The sequence below is a fragment of the Pseudomonas sp. LSJ-87 genome, from assembly GCF_032971465.1.
GTDB classification, from domain to species: Bacteria; Pseudomonadota; Gammaproteobacteria; order Pseudomonadales; family Pseudomonadaceae; genus Aquipseudomonas; species Aquipseudomonas putida_Z.
The window spans coordinates 1-23,725 of the sequence record NZ_JAWJYQ010000019.1; the positions used below are offsets into that span (position 1 = coordinate 1).

The 23,725-nt window shown below is 64.7% G+C and carries 21 protein-coding genes and 1 pseudogene; 10 read left to right on the forward strand and 12 right to left on the reverse strand.

Going from position 1 to position 23,725, the window contains the following annotated elements; translation table 11 throughout:
- Positions 1-146 precede the first annotated feature (146 nt).
- On the forward strand, positions 147-1,955 hold the full coding sequence (locus RYH74_RS12285) for an ABC transporter ATP-binding protein/permease (RefSeq protein ID WP_317409473.1): 1,809 nt from the start codon (positions 147-149) through the stop codon (positions 1,953-1,955).
- Here the strand turns inward: RYH74_RS12285 and RYH74_RS12290 are convergent.
- Positions 1,952-3,181, reverse strand: a complete 1,230-nt coding sequence (locus tag RYH74_RS12290) for an MFS transporter (RefSeq protein WP_317409474.1) — start codon at positions 3,179-3,181, stop codon at positions 1,952-1,954. The two genes, RYH74_RS12285 and RYH74_RS12290, sit on opposite strands and share 4 nt — an antisense overlap.
- 299 nt (positions 3,182-3,480) lie before the next feature.
- On the opposite strand from RYH74_RS12290, the gene RYH74_RS12295 reads away from it, so the two are divergent.
- The 5 genes from RYH74_RS12295 (at position 3,481) to RYH74_RS12315 (ending at position 8,838) form a co-directional block, all read left to right on the forward strand.
- Positions 3,481-5,715 (forward strand): TonB-dependent siderophore receptor, encoded by a 2,235-nt coding sequence (locus tag RYH74_RS12295; protein WP_075044516.1) that lies wholly within the window; start codon positions 3,481-3,483, stop codon positions 5,713-5,715.
- A gap of 356 nt (positions 5,716-6,071) precedes the next feature.
- Entirely contained in the window at positions 6,072-6,359 is a 288-nt protein-coding gene (locus RYH74_RS12300; protein ID WP_075044517.1) for an iron transporter, read from the forward strand.
- On the forward strand, positions 6,356-7,870 hold the full coding sequence (locus RYH74_RS12305) for a PepSY-associated TM helix domain-containing protein (protein ID WP_317409475.1): 1,515 nt from the start codon (positions 6,356-6,358) through the stop codon (positions 7,868-7,870). The genes RYH74_RS12300 and RYH74_RS12305 overlap by 4 nt, the downstream gene beginning before the upstream one ends.
- Positions 7,867-8,199, forward strand: a complete 333-nt coding sequence (locus tag RYH74_RS12310) for a DUF3325 domain-containing protein (protein WP_317409476.1) — start codon at positions 7,867-7,869, stop codon at positions 8,197-8,199. The genes RYH74_RS12305 and RYH74_RS12310 overlap by 4 nt, the downstream gene beginning before the upstream one ends.
- Positions 8,200-8,298: 99 nt before the next feature.
- Positions 8,299-8,838 (forward strand): histidine phosphatase family protein, encoded by a 540-nt coding sequence (locus RYH74_RS12315; RefSeq protein ID WP_274078724.1) that lies wholly within the window; start codon positions 8,299-8,301, stop codon positions 8,836-8,838.
- A 3-nt stretch (positions 8,839-8,841) separates the two neighbouring features.
- Here the strand turns inward: RYH74_RS12315 and RYH74_RS12320 are convergent, their stop codons facing one another.
- Positions 8,842-9,627 (reverse strand): sulfite exporter TauE/SafE family protein, encoded by a 786-nt coding sequence (locus RYH74_RS12320; RefSeq protein ID WP_013971855.1) that lies wholly within the window; start codon positions 9,625-9,627, stop codon positions 8,842-8,844.
- Positions 9,628-9,854: 227 nt separating this feature from the next.
- Positions 9,855-10,448 (reverse strand): XRE family transcriptional regulator, encoded by a 594-nt coding sequence (locus RYH74_RS12325; RefSeq protein ID WP_317409477.1) that lies wholly within the window; start codon positions 10,446-10,448, stop codon positions 9,855-9,857.
- Between the two features lie 114 nt (positions 10,449-10,562).
- Here RYH74_RS12325 and RYH74_RS12330 point away from each other — a divergent pair, with 114 nt between their 5' ends.
- From RYH74_RS12330 to RYH74_RS12340, 3 genes are all read left to right on the forward strand, one after another.
- Complete coding sequence (locus RYH74_RS12330) at positions 10,563-11,699, forward strand: NAD(P)/FAD-dependent oxidoreductase (protein WP_286101384.1); 1,137 nt, start codon at positions 10,563-10,565, stop codon at positions 11,697-11,699.
- A 12-nt stretch (positions 11,700-11,711) separates the two neighbouring features.
- The gene (locus tag RYH74_RS12335; RefSeq protein WP_075044522.1) at positions 11,712-12,089 is read left to right on the forward strand and encodes a RidA family protein; all 378 of its coding nucleotides are present in this window, start codon (positions 11,712-11,714) and stop codon (positions 12,087-12,089) included.
- Positions 12,090-12,332: 243 nt separating this feature from the next.
- The gene (locus RYH74_RS12340; RefSeq protein ID WP_075044523.1) at positions 12,333-13,397 is read left to right on the forward strand and encodes a hypothetical protein; all 1,065 of its coding nucleotides are present in this window, start codon (positions 12,333-12,335) and stop codon (positions 13,395-13,397) included.
- A 112-nt stretch (positions 13,398-13,509) separates the two neighbouring features.
- Here RYH74_RS12340 and RYH74_RS26495 read toward each other — a convergent pair whose 3' ends face one another.
- From RYH74_RS26495 to RYH74_RS12350, 3 genes and pseudogenes are all read right to left on the reverse strand, one after another.
- Positions 13,510-14,250 (reverse strand): methyl-accepting chemotaxis protein, encoded by a 741-nt coding sequence (locus tag RYH74_RS26495; RefSeq protein ID WP_370290711.1) that lies wholly within the window; start codon positions 14,248-14,250, stop codon positions 13,510-13,512.
- Positions 14,251-14,364: 114 nt separating this feature from the next.
- Positions 14,365-15,441: pseudogene (gene mcpA / locus RYH74_RS26500) on the reverse strand (methyl-accepting chemotaxis protein McpA); the annotation flags it as partial.
- A gap of 97 nt (positions 15,442-15,538) precedes the next feature.
- Positions 15,539-16,417, reverse strand: coding sequence for a LysR family transcriptional regulator (locus tag RYH74_RS12350; RefSeq protein WP_075044525.1), 879 nt, complete (start codon positions 16,415-16,417; stop codon positions 15,539-15,541).
- 102 nt (positions 16,418-16,519) lie between these two features.
- On the opposite strand from RYH74_RS12350, the gene RYH74_RS12355 reads away from it, so the two are divergent.
- On the forward strand, positions 16,520-16,948 hold the full coding sequence (locus RYH74_RS12355; protein ID WP_075044526.1) for a PACE efflux transporter: 429 nt from the start codon (positions 16,520-16,522) through the stop codon (positions 16,946-16,948).
- A 124-nt stretch (positions 16,949-17,072) separates the two neighbouring features.
- Here the strand turns inward: RYH74_RS12355 and RYH74_RS12360 are convergent, their stop codons facing one another.
- The 6 genes from RYH74_RS12360 to RYH74_RS12385 all read right to left on the reverse strand — a co-directional run bounded on the left by RYH74_RS12360 (position 17,073) and on the right by RYH74_RS12385 (position 23,320).
- Positions 17,073-18,146 (reverse strand): hypothetical protein, encoded by a 1,074-nt coding sequence (locus RYH74_RS12360; protein ID WP_317409478.1) that lies wholly within the window; start codon positions 18,144-18,146, stop codon positions 17,073-17,075.
- A gap of 267 nt (positions 18,147-18,413) precedes the next feature.
- A complete protein-coding gene (locus tag RYH74_RS12365) occupies positions 18,414-19,082 on the reverse strand; it encodes a GntR family transcriptional regulator (protein ID WP_025338407.1) in 669 nt (222 codons plus the stop codon).
- Between the two features lie 16 nt (positions 19,083-19,098).
- A complete protein-coding gene (locus RYH74_RS12370; RefSeq protein ID WP_025338408.1) occupies positions 19,099-19,803 on the reverse strand; it encodes a FadR/GntR family transcriptional regulator in 705 nt (234 codons plus the stop codon).
- Between the two features lie 44 nt (positions 19,804-19,847).
- Positions 19,848-21,158, reverse strand: coding sequence for a C4-dicarboxylate transporter DctA (locus RYH74_RS12375; protein WP_003260726.1), 1,311 nt, complete (start codon positions 21,156-21,158; stop codon positions 19,848-19,850).
- A gap of 435 nt (positions 21,159-21,593) precedes the next feature.
- Positions 21,594-22,073, reverse strand: a complete 480-nt coding sequence (locus tag RYH74_RS12380) for an Lrp/AsnC family transcriptional regulator (protein WP_286101387.1) — start codon at positions 22,071-22,073, stop codon at positions 21,594-21,596.
- A gap of 182 nt (positions 22,074-22,255) precedes the next feature.
- The gene (locus tag RYH74_RS12385) at positions 22,256-23,320 is read right to left on the reverse strand and encodes an ornithine cyclodeaminase (protein WP_317409479.1); all 1,065 of its coding nucleotides are present in this window, start codon (positions 23,318-23,320) and stop codon (positions 22,256-22,258) included.
- Positions 23,321-23,725: the final 405 nt, after the last annotated feature.

The window sequence follows — 23,725 nt, forward strand, 5'->3', positions numbered from 1 at the left end:
CGCCAACTTTCAGAATTTGAGCAAGACAGTTGCTCTCACAGGGCCCGCGTAGCTCCGAAAAGCAATCATGAAATGTGCGTCATTTATGCCTGACGAATCACAGGTCAATGCTACGCTCGCGGAAATACTCAGCACGGATACCTATCATGGAAATGAACTGGCACCAGGCCCTGCAAGAGAGCCTGAGCTGGCTGGCAATCGCCTCGTTCATCACCCTTGTCTGCTTCACGGCAGCCGCCACACTGGCCGTACGTTGTACGCGCTGGGGCAGCCAGTTCTGGCAGCTTGCCGGGCCCTATTTCAGTTTCAGGCGCAGTTGGCGGCCGTTACTGGTGTTCGCCCTGCTGCTGGTATTGACGCTATTCTCGGTGCGCCTGAACGTGCTGTTCTCGTTCTGGTACAACGGCTTCTACAGCGCCTTGCAAGGCCTTGACCAAGCCGCTTTCTGGTACCTGCTCGGCGTCTTCGCGGTATTGGCCACGATCCATGTGCTGCGTTCGCTGTTCACCTTCTATGTAAGCCAGGCGTTCAGCATCCACTGGCGTGTCTGGCTGACCGAGCGCCTGACCCACGACTGGATGCACGGCGATGCCTACTACCGTGGCCAGTTCCTGGCCGAGCCGGTGGACAACCCTGACCAGCGTATCGAACTGGACGTCAACGCCTTTGTCAGCAACTCGGTGACCCTCGCCCTGGGCGCGGTCAGCGCGCTGGTTTCGCTGGTGGCGTTCACCGGCATCCTGTGGGGGCTGTCGGCGCCGCTGGCCGTCGCGGGTGTGGAGATTCCCCGGGCGATGGTGTTTGCTGTGTACCTGTACGTCATCGTCGCCACCTGGATCGCCTTCCGCCTCGGGCGGCCGCTGATCCGCCTGAACTTCCTCAACGAAAAGCTCACCGCCAACTTCCGTTACGCGCTGATGCGCCTGCGCGAGAACGCCGAGAACATCGCTTTCTACCAGGGCGCGCAGGTCGAGCGGGGCACCTTGCTGGGCCGCTTTGGTGCCTTGATCGTGAATGCCTGGGCGCTGGTGTTCCGAAACCTGAAATTCAGTGGTTTTAACCTGGGCGTGAGCCAGGTAGCAGTGGTGTTCCCGTTCATTCTGCAGGCACCGCGCTTCTTCAGCGGGGCGATCAAGCTGGGCGACGTCATGCAGACCTCCCAGGCCTTTGGCCAGGTGCAGGATTCGTTGTCATTCTTCCGCGAGTCGTATGATGCGTTTGCCCAGTACCGGGCTACCCTCGACCGTCTGACCGGCTTCCTCGATGCCAACGAGCAGGCGAGCGCTTTGCCGCGCGTCATCACCGAGGACCAGGAGCATGCCTTGGCGATCAGCCGCCTGCAGGTGCTGCGCCCGGACGGGCATGCCCTTATCGCCGACCTGAACCTTGAGCTGCACGCCGGCCAGGCGCTGTTGATCAAGGGGCCGTCGGGCAGCGGCAAAACCACGCTGCTGCGTGCGCTGGCGGGCCTCTGGCCGTATGCAGAGGGTGAGGTCAGGCGCCCGCTGGGCCACCAGGCGCTGTTCCTGTCGCAGCGGCCGTACCTGCCGCTGGGTGATCTGCGCGCCGTCATCGCCTACCCGGCGGCCAGCAGGCCTGAGGACGAAACGCGGATGCAGCAGGCCTTGCGCCAGGTCAACCTGACCCACCTGGCCGAGCGACTGGATGTCAGCTGTGACTGGTCACACATTCTCTCGGTCGGTGAGCAGCAGCGCCTGGCATTTGCCCGGGTGCTGTTCAACCGGCCGCAGGTGGTGTTTCTCGACGAGTCCACTTCGGCCATGGACGAAGGGCTCGAGCATGCCCTGTATTCACTGTTGCGCACGGAAATGCCGGGGGCGTTGCTGGTGAGTGTCGGGCACCGCAGCACGCTGGCAGGTTTCCATACCCATCGGCTGGAGGTGGATGGGCATGGCGGCTGGTCTCTACTGGAGCAGCAGCCAGCGCTGGCCTAGTGCGGCTTGCCGGTGATCGGGCCTGACCTGAGCAATGCGACCCCGACCAGGGTGCTGCCGGCACACGCTGCGCCAAGCAGGAATGTCGCCTTGAAGCCGACCCCGTCCCACAGCAGCCCGGCCACCACGCTGGCCACCAGCAGCGCCACGCCGGTCAGCAGGTTGAACAGGCCGAAGGCTGTACCGCGCAGTTCGGCGGGGGCACTGTCGGCGATCATGGCGGCAAAGACGCCTTGGCTGAAGCCCAGGTGCAGGCCCCAGGCAGCCACCCCCATGGCCAGCCCGGTCCAGCCCGGCAGCAGGGCCAGTAGCAGGTCGGCGGCGACCAGCAGCCCCAGCCCGGTCATCAGCACGCCGCGGCGGCCTACGCGGTCCGACAGCACCCCCGCTGGGTAGGCCGACAGCGAGTAGGCCAGGGCCATGAGCACCAGCACTGCCGGCGCCCACAGCGGCGCCAGACCCATGTCCTGGGCGCGCAGCAGCAGAAACGCCTCGCTGAAGCGGGCGAGGGTGAACAGCGTGGCCAGGCCGATCAGCCGCCAGTAGGCCGGGCCCAGGCGGGCCAGCTCGTGCAGGGCCAGCGGTGAGCGCACCGGCCGGGTAGTGGCCGGCGTTTCAGGTTCGTGCACGAAGGCGATGAGGATGTACACCGCCACGAACGCCGGGAGCACCGCCACCCAGAACACCGTCTGGAAATGGCTCGCGGTCAGCCACATCAGCACGATCGCCAGCAACGGCCCAAGGAAGGCGCCCACGGTATCCAGCGCCTGGCGCAGGCCGAAGGCTGCACCACGCAGTTCTGCGGGTGTGACGTCGGCCACCAGCGCATCGCGCGGCGCCCCACGAATGCCTTTGCCTACCCGGTCGACGAAGCGTGCTGCGGTCAACCACTCCAGCCCGGAGGCCATGGGAAACACCGGCTTGGTCAACGCACCCAGGCCATAGCCCAGCACCGTGAGCAGCTTGCGCTTGCCCAGCCGGTCGCTGAGGGCGCCGGAAAACACCTTGGTGATCGAGGCGGTCGCCTCGGCGATACCTTCGATAAAGCCCACCGCCACTACCGAGGTGCCGAGCACGGTGACCATGTACAGCGGCAGCAGGGCGTGAATCATTTCTGAGGAAATGTCCATGAACATCGACACGAAGCCCAGCGCCCAGACACTGCGAGGGATCTTCGACAGAGACCTGGTGGCGTTCGTGGCGTGGCTTTCTTCGTGGCTGCGCATCAGGAGGCTCGGCAGAGGGCTACGTTCGAAACTGTAGGAGCCGTCACGCAGGATGCAAATCGGACAGGTGTATGCAAGCAACAGCGCGAATAGCCGGGCTGCGTCGGCAACGCTGTCGTGTCAGCAAAGTTCCGTTACAAACATGTAAACTTCGTAAATAAGATTTAAACTCATTTGCGAATCTCTATATTTACCATCCCTGTTGGCCACCAAACTGTGTTTGTGAGGCCGGTGGGCGAGGGCTCCCGGTTTCCGACAGGGATGTGCCGTTTCGCTCATGAATCGCAGGAGATGTACCCATGCAGTGCAAGACTTCACCCAACAGCCTGGCCCTGGCGTTCGTCGCGCTGGCGTCACCGGCCATGGTGGCCACCGCGGCCCAGGCCGAAGAACAGCGTACGGGTGAGGTGCTGGAGATGCCGGTCGCCGACAACGCGCTGGTGATCCAGGACACCCTGGTCACCGCCGAGCGCGAGGCACGCCAGGCCCTGGGTACGTCGATCATCACCGCCGAAGACATCAAGCGCCATCCGCCGGCCAATGACCTGTCCGACATCATCCGCCGCGAGCCCGGGGTCAACCTGACCGGCAACAGCGCCAGCGGCGCGCGTGGCAACAACCGGCAGATCGACCTGCGCGGCATGGGCCCGGAAAATACCCTGATCCTCATCGACGGCAAGCCATCCAGCGCACGCAACGCCGTGCGCTATGGCTGGAACGGCGACCGCGATACCCGCGGTGAAACCAACTGGGTACCGGCAGAAGCGGTCGAGCGCATCGAGATCCTGCGTGGCCCGGCGGCCGCACGTTACGGCTCCGGCGCCATGGGCGGGGTGGTCAACATCATCACCAAGCGGCCCACCGACGAACTCAAGGGCAGCGTCAGCCTGTACACCCAGCTGCCGGAAGACAGCGCCGAGGGCGCCAGCCGTCGGGCCAACTTCAACCTGGGCGGCGGCCTGACCGACAACCTCGGCTTCCGCCTGTACGGCGGCCTGGCCAAGACCGATGCCGACGACCTGGACATCAACGCCGGGCATGCCACCAGTGCGCTGGTGGCGGGTCGCGAAGGCGTACGCAACAAGGACATCAATGGCCTGCTGAGCTGGAAGCTGAACGACGAGCACCGCCTCGAGGCCAGTGCCGGCTACAGCCGCCAGGGCAATATCTTTGCCGGCGACACCATGAACAGCAACGGCGGTGGTGACGTCGAGTTCGTGTCCAGCCTGTATGGCCACGAAACCAATGTGATGCAGCGCAGTACCTACGACCTGACCCACCTGGGCGATTTCACCTGGGGTACCAGCAAGACCGTGCTGGCCTACGAGTACGTGCGCAACTGGCGCCTCAACGAGGGCCTGGCAGGCCGTACCGAAGGTGCCCCCAATGCCGAAGGCGCCGCCATGTCGCGCCTGCGCAACACGCGCCTGAGCAGCGAAGTGAACCTGCCATTCGCCATGGGCAGCACCGAACATGTGCTGACCCTGGGCGGCGAGTACCTGTACGAAGCGCTCAATGACCAGGGCTCGCTGCGCCCGCAAAGCTCGGACCCTACCGGTAACGACGGGTTGGTCGGTTTCGACCGCAGCAGCTCGAAGATGACCGCCCGCAGCTATGCGCTGTTCGTCGAGGACAACATCATTGTCGGCGACACCACCATTACCCCGGGCCTGCGTTTCGACCACCACGAAACCTTCGGCGACAACTTCAGCCCCAGCCTGAACCTGTCGCACAAGCTAACCGAAGCACTGTCGGTCAAAGGCGGTATCGCGCGCGCCTACAAGACCCCGAACCTGTACCAGTCCAATCCCAATTACTTGCTGTACAGCCGCGGCAACGGTTGCAGCGTGCAGCAGACCAACAATGGTGGCTGTTACCTGCAGGGCAACGCCGACCTCAAGCCCGAGATCAGCGTCAACAAGGAAATCGGCCTGATGTACGACCGTGGTACCTGGCGCACCAGTGCCACGTACTTTCGCAACGACTACAAGAACAAGATCGTCGGTGATACCGATGTGCTGTACACCATCGGCACCGGCAGCCGCGTGACCCAGTGGGACAACGCCGGCAAGGCGCGGGTGGAAGGTATCGAAGGCAACCTGTTCATCGAACTTACCCCGGCCCTGGACTGGAACACCAACCTGACCTGGATGCTCGACAACGACAACCGCGAGACCGGCGAGCCGCTGTCGGTGATCCCGGAATACACCGTCAACACCACCCTCGACTGGCGCGCCACCGAAAAGCTGTCGTTCCAGGTGGCGGGTACCTACTTCGGCAAGCAGAAGTCGCCGACCTTCAACGAACGCACCCAGCAAGGCTACGACAAGACCGCGCAACAGGACGTGGAAGCCTACGGCCTGGTGGACGTGAGCGCTGGTTACAAGTTCAACGCCAACTACGACGTGCGGGTGGGGGTGAACAACGTGTTCGACAAGCAGATCCTGCGTGGCGGCAACGCCAGTACTTCGGGCGCTAATACCTATAACCAGCCGGGCAGGGCGGTGTTCGCTGCGCTGAACATCAACTTCTGATCCAAGGGGCCGCTGCGCGGCCCATTCGCCGGCAAGCCAGCTCCCACAGGTACAGCGTTGCTCTCGAGGTAGTCGCTGTACCTGTGGGAGCGGCCTTGTGTCGCGCAAGGGCTGCAAAGCAGCCCCAGCAATTTCAACTGTTGCGCATCAATCCGGGGGCCGCGTTGCGGCCCTTTCGCGACACAAGGCCGCTCCCACAGGGATCGCGCCAACGTTTGGAATTTGAGCAAGACAGTTGCTCCCACAGGTACCACACAGTATTCGAACCCTGTGCAATCCCTGTGGGAGCTGGCTTGCCGGCGAATGGGCTGCAAAACAGCCCCGGATGCCTCCGATCAACGCCAAGGAGCCCCCCGATGATCAAAGCCCCCGCCTGGCTGCAGATCCTCTCCCGCAGCTGTGCCGCACTGCTCGGCGGCTATGCCCTCAGCTACGCCGCCAGCGCCTGCCTGGCCCGCATCCTGCCGCTGGCTGCCGCCGATGCGGTCATCGTCGCGACCCTGCCGGCCTTCATCTTCTACACCGCCGCCATCCTCTGGGCCTTCGCCTGCAGCGATGCCCTGCGTGCCTGGGCCCCGCTGGCTGTGGCCGTACCGCTTGCCCTGATCGGCTTCTGGCCGCAGGCACTGGAGTGGCTGGCATGAAGAACACCTTCACCCAATCGATGGCCTGGCTGCACACCTGGGCCGGGCTGATTTTCGGCTGGCTGCTGTTCGCCATCTTCGTCACCGGCACCCTGGCGGTATTCGACAAGGAACTCGACCACTGGATGCAACCGGAAATCCCGGCCACCGAGGTACCCCAGGCCGACGCCGCGCGGCGCGCCATTGCCTACCTGCAGGCCCACGAGCCGCAGGCTGGCAACTGGGGCATCAGCCTGCCGAGCGAGCGCTCGCCCGGGTTGCGCGTGTCCACCGGCGAGCGTCGCCATGGCCCCACCGTACAGCTCGACCCGCGCACTGGCGAGGCCATCGAGGTGCGGGACAGTGTTGGTGGCAACTTCTTCTTCCGCTTCCATTTCACCCTCGACCTGCCACGCAATTGGGGCATCTTCGTGGTCGGCGCGCTGGCGCTGGTGATGCTCGCGGCGCTGGCCACTGGTATCGTCATCCACAAGAAGATTTTCAAGGAGTTCTTCACCTTCCGGCCGAACAAGGGCCAGCGCTCGTGGCTGGATTTCCACAACGCCAGCGCGGTGCTGTTGCTGCCGTTCCACCTGATGATCACCTACACCGGCCTGGTGATCTTCATGCTCATCTACATCCCGGCCGGGGTCGATGCGCTGTTCGCCGGCGACAATCGTGCCTACTTTCAGGCCCAGGGCAATGCCCGCCTGGAGCAGCCCCGCGGCCTGGACAGGCAACCGGCCGCGCTGGTCGATGTCGCGCCATTGCTGGCCCAGGCCGAGGCGCGCCTGGGGCCGATTGGTGGCCTGAATATCCGCAACCCCAACACGGCGGCGGCGCGTATCGAAATACGCCCCGGGCTGGGCAACCGCATTGCCTTGGCCAAGGGCCAGGCCATGGTCTTCGATGGTGTCAGCGGGCAGTTGCTCGGCGACGTCGCCGAATGGCGTGCGGCACCATTGACCCAGCGGGTCATGGCCGGCCTGCATTTCGCCCAGTTTGGCGGCTACCCGATGCGCTGGCTGTATTTCGTCTGCGGGCTGGTCAGTTGCCTGATGATCGCCAGCGGGCTGGTGCTGTTCTGCGTGAAGCGTGGGCGCAAGTACACCAGCGCCGAGGCTTCGGTGCGGCGTTGGTACCGGTTGGCGGAGGTATGCAACGTGGGCTTCGTCAGTGGCCTGTTGTTGGCGTGCGTGGGGTTGCTGTGGGCCAGCCGTGTGCTGCCGGTGGAACTGGCGCAGCGGGAGAGCTGGGAGGTTCGTGCGTTCTTTGGTGTATGGCTGCTGGCGCTGTTGCATGCCGGTATCAGGCCGGTACGCCGGGCCTGGGTCGAGCAACTGCTGCTGACCGCGTTGCTGTGCATTGGCCTGGGTGCGTTGGGTGGCTTGGGCGACGCCATGCGCCTGGGGGTGGTGGCCTGTGCCTTGGTGTTGGGTGTATTGCTCGGGCTGCTGGCCTGGCGCGTATGGCAGGCGCAGTGGGTGCCGCAGAAGGCCAGGGCAGGGCGGCGGATGGAGGCCGGGGCATGATGATGTGGATCATGGGCAGCGTGTTGTTCGCCTACGCTGGCATGCTGGGGCTGTGCCAGGGGCTGGAGCGGCATTACAAGCAGGTATGGAACCGCACCTGCCCGCCGGTGCTGCGTGTCGGCTTGCGCGCGGCCGGCTGGCTGGCGTTGCTGGCCAGTCTGGTGCTGTGTGCCCAGGCCTGGGGCTGGGCCATGGGGCCGATGGCCTGGTTTGCCGTGATGTCGCTGGCGGGGATGGTGCTGGTATTGCTGCTGCCATACTGGCCGCGGCTGGCGGTGGGGTTGGTGGCAGCGGTGCCGGTTTGGGGACTGATGCTGCTGATGATCTGACCAGGCCCCATCGTCGGCGCAGCCGGTGCCAGGTTGTTGCGGTAAAAAGTGCCAAGGCATGTTAAACCTTGCGCCCCGACCCGCTGCGAGAGAAACCCGGTGAAAGCCGTCCGCCTGACCCTGATCTGCCACGCCCTTACCCAGGCCCAGAAGACCGGGCGCCTGCACCGTGCCGACGATGGCATCCTGCCGTTGGGCCAGCAGCCTTTCGCCGACCTTTCCGGTGTGCCGGTGCTGACGGCACCAGAGCGGCGAGCCTGCGAGACGGCGGCGTGGTTTTCGGGACCGGTGCAGGTCGAGCCGGCCTTGGCCGATTGCGACCTGGGGCGTTGGCAAGGGCTGACGCTGAAGCAATTGCAGGCCGAGCAACCGCAGGCGATGGCCGAATGGCTGCAGGCCCCGGCCAGTGATGTGCACGGCGGCGAGTCGTTCGCCGTGCTTTGCCAGCGCATCGCCGCCTGGTTGGGGGCCTTCGACAGGCCGGGTGAATGGGTGGCGGTTACCCACCCGATGGTCATGCGCGCCGCGCTGGTGCACGTACTTGGCTGCCCGATGAGCGCCAGTCAGCGGGTCGACGTGTTGCCGCTGTCGCGCCTGGAGCTGAGCTTTACCGGGCAGTGGCGCCTGCGCCTGGGCTGAAGGTCAGAACGCCAGCTTGTAGCCGATCAGCAGCAGCATCGCCGCCAGGCACGGACGCAGCACGCGGTCGGATATCCGCCCGGTGAGGTGGCTGCCCAGGTAGATGCCTGGCAGCGAGCCCAGCAGCAGGTAGCCCAGCAGCGACCAGTCCATGTTGCCCATACCGGCATGGCCCAGGCCCGCCACCAGGGTAAGTGGCACGGCGTGGGCGATTTCGGTACCGACCAGGCGGCGGGTGACCAGGAACGGGTACAGCAGGAACAGCGCCACGGTACCCAGTGCGCCAGCACCAATGGAAGTGAGGGTGACCATCACCCCCAGCACCACGCCGGTGAGCACGGTAAGGGTGTTCAGGCTGCGGTCGCTGAGGTGGTAGTGGTCACCGGCATGGCGGCTGGCGAAGGCCTGCAGGCGCGATTTGAACAGGATCGCCAGCGCGGTCAGGATCAGCACCACCGCCAGGCCTTGCTTGATGACGGCGTTGAGCGCCGAGGTGTCGGTGTGCAGGGTGCTGAGGAACCACAGGGTCAGCGCCGCAGCGGGCACGCTGCCCAGGCTGAGCAGGCCGGTGATCTTCCAGTCGACGTTCTTGTTGCGCGCATGCACCCAGACGCCACTGGCCTTGGTGATGGCGGCGTAGAGCAGGTCGGTGCCGACGGCTGTTGCCGGGCTGATGCCAAACCACAACAGGATCGGGGTCATCAGCGAGCCGCCACCGACGCCGGTCATTCCGACGATGAAACCCACGACCAGGCCCGCAATGGTGAAACCGAAAGAACCTACATCCATACGCTACTCGACTGCCCAACTTTGCCCGTTATCGGATGCAGCCCAGCATATAGATTTTTTTATAGCCAAATAGACTTGTTCGTTATTAGGTTATAACCGGGTGCTTGCCTGCCAGGGCCCTATCGCCGGCAAGCCGGCTCCCACACCGACCGCATCAACCTCACGGCCTGTGCAGTACCTGTGGGAGCCGGCTTGCCGGCGATAGGGCCCTGGCAGGCAGCACCGAGTCAGCGATCAGTCATCACCACCATCACATGTGCATCTGCGCCATCGTCACTTTCCGACAGGTAGATATGCCCCACCTGGCTGTCGAAATACGCCGTCTCCTGCGGCCCGATGCTCACCGCTTCGCCGGTTTCGAACTCGATACGAACGCGCCCGCTCAGCACCAACGCGAACTCTTGCCCGGGGTGCCGGATAAAATCGTCGAACTGGCCGCGTTCACGGGCAATGATGCGGGCATAGGCGGGGGTCATGCGCCGTTCGGGGAAGTCGCCGGCGATCGGGTGGTAGTCATAGGTGCCGGTCGAGTAGCCCGCCGCCGCCGGCAGTGAATCGACCACCACGGTCACCGGTGCCGGTGCCGTGACCGTGCCGCTGGCGCGCAACAGCTGGGCAATGTCGACATTCAGTGCCCGGGCGGCAGCGGCCAGTTTTTCATAGCTGACCGAGACCTGCGCCAGTTCCATCTTCGACAAGGTGGACAGCGGTACGCCGCTGGCTTCGGACAATTTCTTGAGGGTCATCTGGCGCGCCTTGCGCACCTGGCGCAGGCGCTTGCCGACTACGGCACGGTCCAGCAGGGGTAGGGCAGCGGGCATTCGGGGTCTCGGCATACGGCGTTGGTCGGGCATCTTACCTTGGACCCTTGCGTATTCGTAAATTCTCATATATTAGAATTCTCATAAATGATAATTAGCCTGGCAGGAGCGTGCATGACCCCGATCTACGACACCCTGATCATCGGCGCCGGCATTGCCGGTGCATCTCTGGGCTATCGCCTGGCCGGCCAGCAGAAGGTGCTGCTGCTCGAGCGCGAGGCACAGCCTGGCTACCATTCCACCGGGCGTTCGGCAGCCATGTTCATGGAGGCCTACGGCACCCCGCAGATCCAGGCGTTGACCCGCGCCAGCCGGGCCTTCTACGAAGCACCACCGCAGGGTTTCTGCGAGCACCCGCTGCTGGAACCGCGTGGCTGCCTGTACGTCGCCAGCCTGGAACAGCGCACGCTGCTCGAGCAGACCCATGCGCAGAACCTGGCCAACGGCACCGAGGTCAGCCTGCTCGACCGCGACGCCGCCCTGGCCCTGGTGCCGAGCCTGCGTGGCGAGAACCTCGCCGGCGCGGTGCTCGAGGCGGGGGCCATGGACCTGGACGTACATGCCCTGCACCAAGGCTTCTTGCGTGGCTATCGCGCCGCTGGCGGCGAACTGCGCTGCAACGCCGAGCTTGTCCAGGCCTGGTATCTGGATGACCTGTGGCAGGTGCAGCTGGGCGATGGCAGCCGCGTGCAGGCGCGCCAGCTGGTCAATGCCGCTGGCGCCTGGGCCGACCGTGTGGCCGAGCAGTGCGGCGTGGCGCGTATCGGCCTCCAACCCTGCCGGCGCAGTGCATTTACCTTCCCCGGCCCGGCAGACCAGGACTTCGCCCGCTGGCCGGCAGTAATCGGCGTAGACGAAAGCTTCTACTTCAAGCCCGACGCCGGCCAGCTGCTGGGTTCGCCGGCCAATGCCGACCCGGTCGAACCCCAGGACGCCGCGCCCGAGGAGCTCGACGTGGCTTTGGGCATCTACAACATCGAGGCCATGACCACCCTGGCGATCCGCCGGCCGAGCCACACCTGGGCCGGGCTGCGCTCGTTCGTCGCCGACGGCGACCTGGTGATCGGTTTCGATGTGCACGCGCCAGCGTTCTTCTGGCTGGCGGCACAAGGTGGCTATGGCATCCAGTCGGCTGCGGGCGCCTCGCGCCTGGCTGCCGACCTGCTGCTGGGCCAGCCCCTGTGTCCTGGCCTTGTCAGCCAGGGGGTGGCGCCCGAGCGCCTGTCCCCGGCCCGTTTCCAGCAATTCTGAAAGGAGCATCCCATGAGCAATGATATCCAGCGTTTCCCCAGCAGCCTGCCGTTCCCGTTCTCCCGTGCGGTGAAAGCCGGCGGCTTCCTGTTCCTGTCCGGCCAGGTGCCGATGAGTGCCGGCGGCGAAGTGGTGCGCGGTGACATCCAGGCCCAGACCCGCGCCGCCTGCGAGCGCATCGCCGAAAGCCTGGCGGCCTGCGGCGCGCGTTTCGACCAGGTGGTCAAGGCCACGGTGTGGCTGTCGGACATGAGCCACTTCGCCGGCTTCAACGAGGTGTACAAGGAGTTCTTCGGCGCAGCGCTGCCGGTGCGCTCGACCGTGGCCTCGGCATTGGCGCTGGGGGTGGATGTGGAGATCGAAGTGCAGGCGTTTGTCGGCGACACCTGACCGGGCAGAAATCTGCGCATGAACAACTGTCTTGCGCAAAACCTGCAAGATTGCCTGGCCCTGTGGGAGCGGGTTCACCCGCGAACACCGGCGTAGCCGGTGCCATGCAGCGCGGTGCCTGCTTCGCGGGTGAACCCGCTCCCACAGGGCCAGCGTTGCATTCAAGGACGGTGGATTACCTGTAGGAGCGGCGGCCTGAATTGCCCGCCAAAAAGCAAAACAACAATAAATCCAGAGGTTCACATGCAAGAGCAGCTGAAGATTGCCGGCGCGTTTGTCGGCGTGATCGTGGGGGCGGGGTTCGCTTCGGGGCGGGAACTGTTGTTGTTCTTTGTCGATTTCGGTGTGTGGGGGCTGGTCGGTGCGCTGGTCAGCGCAGCCTTGTTCACCTTCCTCGGCATGGCCCTGGCGGGGCTGGGCAATCGCCAGCAGGCCACTTCGCACAAGGACGTGATTCAGGCCATCTGCGGCCGTCACCTGGGCCTGTTCGTCGACTGGCTGATCACCTTTTTCATGTTTGCCGTCACCGTGGTCATGCTGGCCGGTGGTGGTGCCTTGCTGGAGCAGCAGTTCGGCATCCCGGCGCTGGCCGGCAGCGTGATGGTGACGCTGGTGGTGGTGGGCATCGTGTGCCTGGATGTGCGCAAGGTGATCCTCGCCATTGGTGCCATCACGCCGTTGCTGATCCTGGTGGCCTCGGCGATTGCGTTGTACGCCGTGTTCAGCCGGGAGCAGAGCTTCGCCCAGCTCGACCAGCTGGCCAGCCAGCAACAGGCGGGCACCCGTCACTGGCTGCTGGGGGCGTTCCTGTACGTGTCGTACAACATCGTTGCCGGCGCGCCGATCCTGGCCATCCTGGGCGGCTCGGCCAAGGGCGAGAGAACGGCGGTATGGGGTGGGTTGCTCGGTGGTGCAGCACTGGGCGGACTGATGCTGGTGATGAGTGCCGGGCTGTTGTCGCGCCTGGACAGCGTGGCTGATCTGCCGATGCCGATGCTGTCGATCGCCAACGAAGTATCGCCACTGCTGGGGCTGGTAATGTGCCTGATCATCTTCGGGATGATCGTCAACACCGCGGTGGGTACGTTGTTCTCGTTTCTCTCGCGGCTGATGCCGGCGGGGACGGCGAAGTTTCGCTGGGGCTCGGTGGTGACCGGGGTGGTGGCGTTCGGCTGCAGCCTGGTGGGGTTCATCAGTCTGGTGGGTGAGGTGTACCCGCTGTTCGGCTACCTGGGCTTCGTGCTGATGGCGGCGGTGCTGCTGGCCTGGGTCCGGCGGAGCAAAGTGGTTAAAGCGGCGGTGGCGTAGGGGGCTGCTGCGCAGCCCGATCGCGACACAAGGCCGCTCCCACAAGGATCGCATGGCACCTGTGGGAGCGGCCTTGCGTCGCGATTGGGGCGCAGAGCGCCCCCCTGGGCCATCAGATCCTGAAGCTGCCTACCAGCTGCTTCAGGCGCCCGGCCTGCTGGGCCAGTTGGTCGCAATGGCGCAGGGTCTCGTTGAGGTTCTCCACCCCTTGCTGGTTCAGGGCGTTGATCTGGGTGATGTCCAGGTTGAGGCTCTCGACCACGGCGGTCTGCTCTTCGGTAGCGGTAGCCACCGATTGGTTCATGCCATCGATCTCGCCAATGCGCTGGGTCACGCTGGCCAGGCGCTCGCCGGCCTGGTTGGCCACCTGCACGGTCTGCTCGCTGGAAACCTGGCTGGTGTTCATGGTGTGCACCGCTTCGCGCGAGCCTACCTGCAGGCTGGTGATCATGCGGTGGATTTCTTCCGCCGACTCCTGGGTGCGGTGCGCCAGGTTGCGTACCTCGTCGGCCACCACGGCAAAGCCACGGCCGGCCTCACCGGCACGGGCCGCTTCGATGGCGGCGTTCAGCGCCAGCAGGTTGGTCTGCTGCGAGATGCCCTTGATCACGTCGAGGATCTTGCCGATTTCGTCAGTGCTGGCGTTGAGCGTTTCGATTTGCGCGCAGGACTCGCTGATGCGCTGCGACAGGGCGGTCATGGCGCTGATCGCTTCTTCGACCACTTCACGGCCACCGTGGGCCTGCTCGCTGGCACCGCTGGCATGCTGCGAGGCATCGGCGGCGTTGCGGGCGATTTCCTGGGTGGCGGCACCCAGTTCGTTGATCGCTGCGGCCACGCTGTTGGTGCGCATGCTTTGCTCTTCGGAACCGGTGATCGACGCATTGGAGGCATTGACCACCTTTTCCGACAGGTCGTGCACCAGGCGGGTTGCCGAGGACACTTCGCTGATCGAGGCATGGATGCGCTCGACGAAGCGGTTGAACGAAGTGGCCAGTTCGCCGAACTCGTCCTTGTTCTGCACGGTCAGGCGGCGGGTAAGGTCACCTTCGCCCTCGGCGATGTCGCGCATGGCGCGGCCCATGGTGGTCAGCGGGCTCATCAGCACCGGGATCAGCAGGCCGAGCAGGCCGGCGATGGCCGCCACGGCGATCAGCATGGCGATGATCGCCGAGGTGCGGAACTGGCTGAGCGCGGCGTAGGCCTTGTCCTTGTCGATCGACAGGCCGATGTACCACTGTGCCGAAGGCAGGCCGGCCACCGGGGCGAAGGAGATGATGCGGTCCTGGCCATTGAGGGTGACATCCTGCATGCCGGCGGCGACTTGCAGGTTGCTGCCGGGGTAGATGTCCTTGAGGTTCTTCATCACCTGGTCTTTGTCGGGGCTGACGATCACCTGGCCATTGCTGTCGGCCAGGAAGGCGTGGCCGATGCCGCCGAAATCGACCGAGTTGATGATCTCGACCAGGGTGTCGAGGGTGACGTCACCGCCGACCACACCGATCAGCTCGCCATTGCCCTTGCTTTTCACCGGCGTGGCGATGGTGACCATCAGGCCGCCGACAGCACCCTGGTACGGGGCAGTCAGCACGGTCTGCCCGGCGCTTGCCGCGGCGCCGTACCAAGGGCGCTGACGTGGGTCGTAACCGGCCGGCATCTGTGTATCGGGGCGCTGGGTGAATACACCGTTGGCCTGGCCCAGGTAGGTGAACAGGAAATTGCGCGTATAGGACGGCTGCTCGATCAGCCCGGCCAGGGTGTCGCCGGCACCTTGCTGGGCGATGTCCTGGGCCAGGTTTTCCAGGACCAGGATGCGCCCGCTCATCCAGTTCTGCACGCTGCTGGCGGTCAGTGCGCCGGACTGCTGCACCGAAGCTTCGATGTTCTGGCGAATGGTGTTGCGTTGCAGGTAGTCGTTGTAGAGCGTGAACAGGGCAAATGCCAGGACCACGACGCCGCAGGCGCTGAGCAGGATCTTGTGGCGAAATTTCAGGTTCATGTTTCGAGACCTTGGGCCAATGAGGGGAGGGCGCATCGCGCTCATGACGCATTGCGCAACCTATCGTTCGGGATATCGGCTCAAGGGGTAAAAGATTGAAGTGCTTACAGAAATTTCTTACGGTCATTTCGACGGACGGCATTCACTGGCTACACAACTGCTCGATCAACAGGCGTGCAGCCTGCTGCAACGGTTGTTGCTTGCGCCAGAAGATGTGTACCGGCAACTGCAGCTCGTTGCGGGTGTTGCGAAAATCCAGGCGCACCAGGCGCCCGCTGGCCAGCAGTGGCGCGACCCGCGACAGCGGCAGGTCGCCCCAGCCCAGGCCGGCCTCCACCATCTGCAGGGCGAGGTCGAAGCTGTCGGTTGACCAGTGCGTGGCGCCTATCAACGGGCGTGGGTCGGCCAGCGGCAGGTCACGGCTGCGTACCAGGATCTGGCGCACCCGGGTCAGGTCTTCGAGGTAGTGGATACGCCCCTCGCGCAAGGCCGGGTGGGCGGGCGACAGGGTGGCCACCAGCGACTCCATGCCGATGTGCTGGAAGCCGCGCCGGGCATCGACCTGCAGCCCGGCAAAGGCCACGCAGAGGTCGGCGCGGCCGCTGTCCAGCAGGTGCACGGCCTCTTCCTGCGGGGCGCTGAGCAGGGCGATGTCCAGCAGCGGGTGCCGCTCACCCAGGCGAGCGATGGCCGCCAGCAGCGGGCGGTGGTCGATGTCCGGCACCACCGCCAGGGTCAGGCTGCTCTCCAGCCCTTGGGACAGCTCCAGGGCATGCACCTGCAGCAGCCCCAACTGCTCGGCGATCAGCCGGGCATGGGGTTCCAGCGCCATGGCCTGGGCGGTCGGGCGGACTTCCCGCGGGCCGCGTTCGAACAGGGGGTAGCCCAGTTCGGCCTCGAGGTTGCCGATGGCCATGCTCACGGCCGAAGGCACCCGCTGCAGGGCGCGCGCGGCGGCGGAAAACGAACCGCGGTCGAGCACGGCGAGAAACAGCTGGATATTGTCGCTGGAAAAGTTCATGGCAGTCTCCTGTCAGTAGATCTGACAGCTGCTGACTTTTGCTGTCAAGCATGATGAAGCATGATCGCGCCCCATCGCTTTTGTCATTGGAGGTAACCCCGGGTGCAGGGACTCAAACGCAAACTGGTCTACGTGACTTTCTATGAACTGATCGGGCTGTGCATGTCGACCCTCGGACTGGCCTACCTGTCGGACACCCAAGCGTCGCATACCGGGCCTCTGGCGGTGATGATCACCACCATCGCCATGCTCTGGAACCTGATCTACAACACCCTGTTCGAGTGGTGGGAGAGTCGCCAGGCCAAGCGCGGGCGCAGTGTGGCTCGGCGGGTGGCGCATGCCATCGGCTTCCAGCTGACCCTGGTGGTGTACCTGATCCCGCTGATTGCCTGGTGGCTGGACATGACATTGCTGGAGGCGTTGCTGGTGGACATGGCGTTTATCGTGCTGGTGCCGTGCTACACCTTTGCCTACAACTGGGCGTTCGACCGGATCTTTGGCTTGCCCAGTTCTGCGTTGGCTACGACCTGATGCGTTACCTGTGCCGGCCTCTTCGCGGGTAAACCCGCTCCCACAGGGATATCACAGGCCTTGAAGGCAGTGGGCGACCCTGTGGGAGCGGGTTTACCCGCGAAGAGGCCGGAACAGTCAACCACTAAGGCGGCAGGCGTATGATCAAAGGCTCCTGCTGCTGCTTCACCTGCTGCTTCACCTGCTGCTCAACCGGTTGTTCCGCCGGCCGCGGCGCACTGGCCAGCAAGCTGTCCTCGACCTGCCCCGACAGGTAGTACACCCCCGACATGGCCCCGCTCTGGCGGTTCTCCATCAGCTCCTGCCATTCCTGGTTCAGCGCCACGTTGAGGATCACCCGCAACTGCTCGACCATCTGCGGGTGTTCGCGGTCATGGGTCATCATCCCGTAACCGGCCGCCGCAATCGAAATCATCGCCCCCGCCACCTTGCCCACCGCCGACGCCACGGCACTGGCGATGCCGCGCGGGGCCAGGGTGGCGCCGAGCTTTTCGCTGGCCTGGTTGGCCACCGAGTTCAGCCCGACATCGGTCCTCCCGGGGCCTTTGCTGGCCTGCTGGTGCAGGTGCTGGCGCATGGCTTGCCAGGCCGGTTGCTGGGCCAGCGACTTGGCCCGTAGCAGTTGGTACAGGCTGGCATTGCGCGCATCCGGCGGCCCCAGGGCGATGGCAGGAATGCGGTTGAGGCGCTGGCTGAACTGCTCGGGGGGCGCGTTGTAGCGGCTGATGATGGCCGGCAGCTGCTGGCCGAGCAGTTGCAGGTACAGCTCGCTGGCACGGTCGCGGATGCCTTCGGGGTTGATCTGCTCCGCCACCGGTTCGATCACCCGCTTGTGGTACTGCTCCTGCAGGTACAGCGCCAGGCGCTTTTCCGCCGGCTCCCGGCCTTCACCGCTGTCGATCTTGTACCAGGCCACCTTGAGGGTCAGCCACTGCTGGGTCCAGTAGCCGGTGAACCAGGGGACGAAGTCGCTTTCGGTGCGCTGCTGTACCTGTTCCTTCCACACTCGCATGGAGCGCCGGGCATAGTCGTTGGCCGAGCTGGCGGCGCCGACCGAGGCTTCGATCAGTTCCTGGTCGATGCGTTGCCAGGCGGCGGGGGTGAGCACCACCGGTGGTGGCGGGACAGGTGGGGGCTTGCCTGCGCAGCCGGCCAGGGCCAGCAGCAGGCACAGCAGCAGGAGGACTCGAGTGCTCACGCAACCGCCTCCCTGATAGAGGCTGGGGTGGTTCTCGGAGTATAGGGTGGGGAGTGAAGGGCTGTCGTGCAGCCTATCGGCCGTTCAGGATCAACGCAGATTTCTGCGTGAACGCGGTCATTGTGGGAGCGGCCTTGTGTCGCGAAAGGGCCGCAAAGCGGCCCCGGCAGTTTAAGCAGAAATATCGAAATCCGGGGGCTGCTTCGCAGCCCTTTCGCGACACAAGGCCGCTCCCACAGGGGCCGCGTTCACCAGAAAGAGCGTGGGTCATTCCAGGTCGAGCTTTTCTTCCAGGCGGTCGAGATGCTTGTGCATCAGCCCCAGTGCCGCCTCGGCATCGCCGTGCTCCACGGCATCGATGATCGCCGCATGTTCCTGCCACGCGCAGTGGTCGCAGCATGGCGACTCGTAGCGGGCGATGATCAGCGAGGTCATCGGCACCAGGCCGTTGAGGAACCGTGCCAGTGGCGCATTGGCGGCCACCTGTGCCAGTTTCAGGTGAAACTCGCCGCCCAGGCGGATCGCCGCACAACGCTCGCCGTTCTCATGGTGCTGGCGCTCGCGCTCCACCAGTTGTCGCAGCTGGCGAATCTGTACAGGCCGGGCGCGTTGCGCGGCCAGGGTGATCAGCGTGGTTTCGGCCAGGCGCCGGGCGCTGAGCACCTGGCGGGCCTGCTCCGGGTCGGGCGCGGCCAGATGCGCAGTGTGGCTGGGGCGCTGCACCACCACCTGCTGGTCGGACAGGCGCCCGAGCACGCGGCGGATCACTGTACGGCTGACGCCAAAGGCGTGGCCCAGCGCCTGTTCGGGCAACAGGCTGCCAGGTGGCAGGCGCTGTTCGAGAATGGCATCGAACAGCCGCGGGTAGATCTGCTCGGCCGACAGGCGGGTTTCGCCGGCCGCGAGCAGGGCCGGCAAGTGAGGGGCGGCGTTCATGGTCGCTCTCCTGGGGTCATGGATGCGGGTGTTCGTCCGGGATGTTCAACGGGATGCCCATGCGCAACCCTTCGGCCAGGATGTGCTGGCGCATCTGGGCACTGGCCTGGGCGCTGCTGCGCTCACGTATGGCGCGCACCACCGCTTCGTTTTCCTTCAGCCGCGCGGCCAGGTGCTCTGGCGAATTGCGCAGCATGTCGGCGCTCTGCTTTAGGGCATTGCCGGTCTGTTGCACCACGCTCTGGAAGATCGGGTTGGTGGTCAGGGCGAACAGCGCTTCATGGAAGGCGATGTAGGCCCTGACGCCGGCTTCGCTGTCATCGGCCTCCAGCGCTTCACGCATGTCCATCAGGGTCAGGCGCAGCTGGCCGATGTCCTGGCTGTTGGCCGACTGCGCCACCAGGCCGACGATGAAGGGCTCTAGGGTGTAGCGCAGCTCCAGCACGTCGGCCAGGCTGGCTGCGGCGCTGGTGTCCACGCCCGGTTCCTGGGCGGCGGCATCGGCATCCAGCACCAGCACGCCCTTGCCCGGCAGCGAACGCACCAGGCCCAGGGTTTCCAGCACGGTCACCGCTTCGCGCAGGCTGGGGCGGCTGATACCCAGTTGTTCCGCCAGCTCGCGCTGGCCTGGCAGCATGTCGCCGGTACGCCATTGGCCTCGGGCGAGGGCCTGGCGCAGTTTTTCCACCACTGAGTTGACGACGGTAGATGAGCTGATCACGGTTCGCTCCTGGAAGGGCCGGCATCAGTGCCGGCCACGTTCGCTCAGAATTCCTGTTGATGGGGGTTGGGCTGCTTGCGTGGCGTGGGGGCGAAGCCGGGTTTGCCGTCGAGCACGTTGTGCGCGCGTTCCAGGTCGATGTCCTTCTCCCAGCGGGCGATGGCCACGGTGGCCACGCAGTTGCCGATCAGGTTGGTCAGCGCCCGGCCGATGCCCATGAACCAGTCCACCGCCAGTACCAGTACCAGGCCGACCACCGGGATCGCCGGCACGGCGGTCAGGGTAGCGGCAAGGATCACCAGCGCCGAGCCTGGGATGCCGTGAGCGCCCTTGGAAGTCACCAGCGATACCAGCAGGATGGTCAGCAGGTCGGTCATTGCCAGTGGCGTGCCGGTGGCGTTGGCAATGAACACGATGGCCAGGGTCAGGTAGATGGAGAAACCATCGAGGTTGAACGAATAGCCGGTGGGGATCACCAGGCCGACGGTGGAGCTGCCGATGCCCAGGTGCTCGAGCTTGCGCATGATCTGTGGCAGTACGGCATCGGACGAGGCGGTGCCCAGCACGATGGTCAGCTCTTCACGCAGGTACTTGATCAGTGGCAGCAGCTTCAGGCCCGACAGGCGCATGACCGTGCCCAGCACGATCAGTACGAAGCCGGCACAGGTCAGGTAGAACAGCGCCACCAGCCCGCCCAGGTGTTGCAGCGATTCCAGGCCGTACTTGCTGGTGGTGAAGGCGATGGCACCGAACACGCCGATCGGTGCCAGGCGCACGATCATGCCCATGATGCGGAAGATCACGTGGCTCAGTTCGTTGATCAGCCGCGAGATGCCGGCTGCCGAGTCACCCACCAGGTTCAGCGCGCTACCGAACAGTACCGAGAACAGCAGCACCTGGAGGATGTTGTTGTCGGCGAAGGCGCCGATCACCGAGGTGGGGATCAGGTCCATGAAGAATGCCGTGGCACCGTGGATGTGCTGGCCGCGCTCGGCCAGGCTGCTGGCGTCGGCGCTGGACAGTTGGTCCAGGTGGATGTTGGCGCCGCTGCCGATGCCGCTGGTGAAGGCGAACACCAGGCCGATCACCAGCGCCAGGGTGGTCAGCACTTCGAAGTAGATCACCGACTTCAGGCCGATGCGACCGACCTTTTTCAGGTCGCCGGCGCCCGAGATACCGCTGACCACCACGCAGAACACGATCAGGCCGATGAGCATCTTGATCAGCTTGATGAAGCCGTCGCCAAGGGGTTTGAGTTGCAGGGAAAGGTCGGGGAAGCTGAGACCGCAGGCGATGCCGAGGGCAAGGCCGAGCACGACTTGAAGGAAGATCGAACGCGAGCACCATTTGAGCATGGGAGGGATCTCTGATCGGTGTCCTTGCTTCGGTAGCCGCACGGGGCGAAAGAGCGCAGGACTTAATTATTGTGGTCTTACCGGTTTGTTCAGCGCGAAGCCATGAAAGCGCGAAAAATCCGACATTGCAAGGATTTTTGGCCTTACCGGTCTGACCAGTTGTGGGGCAATCCAGCCTGCCTCGCTCTAATTCGGTGCGTCTGGTTGATCGGGCCGTAGTGCGGCCGTTCGCAGGTGAAGCGCTGCGGCGAACCGCGTGCGCACATGAATCAGATCAGGCTTTGGCCAGTGCCTCGGGCACCGTTGCAATCAGCTTGCCAAGCGCCATGCCGACTTCCATATTTTCGATAACACTATGATTCATAAGGGTTAGCATTATGCGGATGACCTCGTAGAATCCGCGCCCGGCGCAATGGCGCGACTCTTGATAGCGCGTCAGCGAGCCATTGGCTTGACCTCGGCCAGTACCGGGTGCGCGACCAGCTTGTCGATGTGCAGGGTGTCGTCGTTCATCCAGCTTTCGCTGAGCAGCCGGTAGTGTTCCATGTCGCGGCAGCGCAGGCGCAGGCTGTAGTCGAAGTGGCCGCTGATCAGCTGGCACTCGTGCACTTCCGGGCAGTTGCGCAGGGTGGCTTCGAAGGCCTTCTGCGCGGCCCGCCCGCTTTGGTTGGACAGGGCGACCAGCACCAGCAGCGACACCCCAGGCGCCACCTTCTGCTGGTCGATGATCGCCCCGTAGCCGCGGATCACGCCACGGCGCTCCAGCTTGCGTACACGCTCCAGGCAGGGGCGGGGGGTGAGGTTGACGAGGCTGGAGAGTTTTTCGAAGGTGATGCGGCCGTCATGGCGCAGGATGTCGATGATCGCTTCGTCGATGCGGTCGAGGGGGTGGGCGTTGGCGTCCTTGGTGTCCATGCGCTTGGGCTTCGTTCGGAAGAGGGCATGGGACAGGTTAGGCGGTAAAGGGGGCCGCTGCGCGGCCCATCGCGACACAAGGCCGCTCCCACAGGGATCGCGCATCCATTCGAAATGGCGGCGGACTTTTGTGGGAGCGGCCTTGTGTCGCAGAAAGGGCTGCACAGCAGCCCCAAGGTCTATCAGGCACAGACGGAGTTAGCCTTGTTTACTGCCCGAAACTCCACCACCCGCGGCTGCAACAACCCATACAAATCCTTCGGATCCTCCAGCACCGGCACCAGCCCGATATCCATGCCGATACCCAGTGCCTGCGCCGTATCCAGCACATAGCGCAAGGCCGAGTAATCCTCCAGGGCAAACCCCACCGAGTCGAACAGCGTCACCTGTTCGGCGCGCTCACGCCCCTTGGCCTCCCCGGCAACCACGCGCCAGAACTCGGTCACTGGCGAGTCCGCCGGCATCTGCTGGATCTCGCCTTCCACCCGGCTCTGCGGCTCGTACTCGACGATCACCCGGGCCCGCTCGACAATCGCCCGGTGCAGCTCGGTCTTGCCTGGGCAGTCACCGCCCACGGCGTTCAGGTGCATGCCCGGCTCGATCATCTCCGGTGTGAGAATGGTGGCGCAGGCCTTGTCGGCGGTCACCGTGGTGACGATATCGGCCCCGCGTACCGCTTCGGCCACGGAGCTGGCGATGCTCAGCTTGAGGCCGGGGCGGTTGGCCAGGTTGGCGACCAATTTGGCCGAGGCGGCCGGGTCGATGTCGTACAGGCGGATTTCATCGATGCCCAGCAGGGCATTGAAGGCGATGGCCTGGAACTCGCTTTGCGAACCATTGCCGATCAACGCCATGCTGCGGCTGTCTTCGCGCGCCAGGTAGCGGGCGGCCAGGGCCGAGGTGGCGGCAGTGCGGATGGCGGTGGTCAAGGTCATTTCGCTCAGCAGCAACGGTGCACCGGTATCGACGCTCGCCAGGGCGCCGAAGGCCATCACCGTGGGCAGGCCATGGCGAGAGTTCTTCGGATGGCCGTTGACGTACTTGAAGGCGTAGCGGCTGGCGTCCGAGATTGGCATCAGCTCGATCACGCCGTCCGCTGAATGGTTGGCCACCCGGGCACACTTTTCGAAGGCGGGCCAGCGCAGGTAGTCCTGGCGGATGTACTCGGCCATTTCCAGCAGGCACGTGGGCAGGCCTTTGCGGTTGACCAGACGGGCCAGGTCTTGCACATCAATATAGCGGGTCATGAGGGGTCTCCCTGCGGTCGACGCTTCCAGAGTGGGCTCTGGTTTCATTGTGCGGCGGGTGGGGAGGTAAAGCTGGCTGTAATGGGTTGTGGCGGCAGCGGCTTTGGCTGATTTCGCTGCGCTGGCAGCCGAATCGGCTGTGGCTGCCTGGGCCGGCCCTATCGCCGGCAAGCCGGCTCCCACAGGGATATCACAGGCCTTGAGAGCGGCGCTGTAGGAGATAGCCCAGCCCTTTGGGCCGTGCTGTCGCACAGATAACTGAATTCGCGAGCGATCCTCGTACCCTGTGGGAGCGGCTTTAGCCGCGAAGAATCCAACGCGGTGCATGGCACCGGCTGCGCCGGTGTTCGCGGCTAAAGCCGCTCCCACAGGGTCCCTGCTAACTCAATGACTTATGTGCAGTTC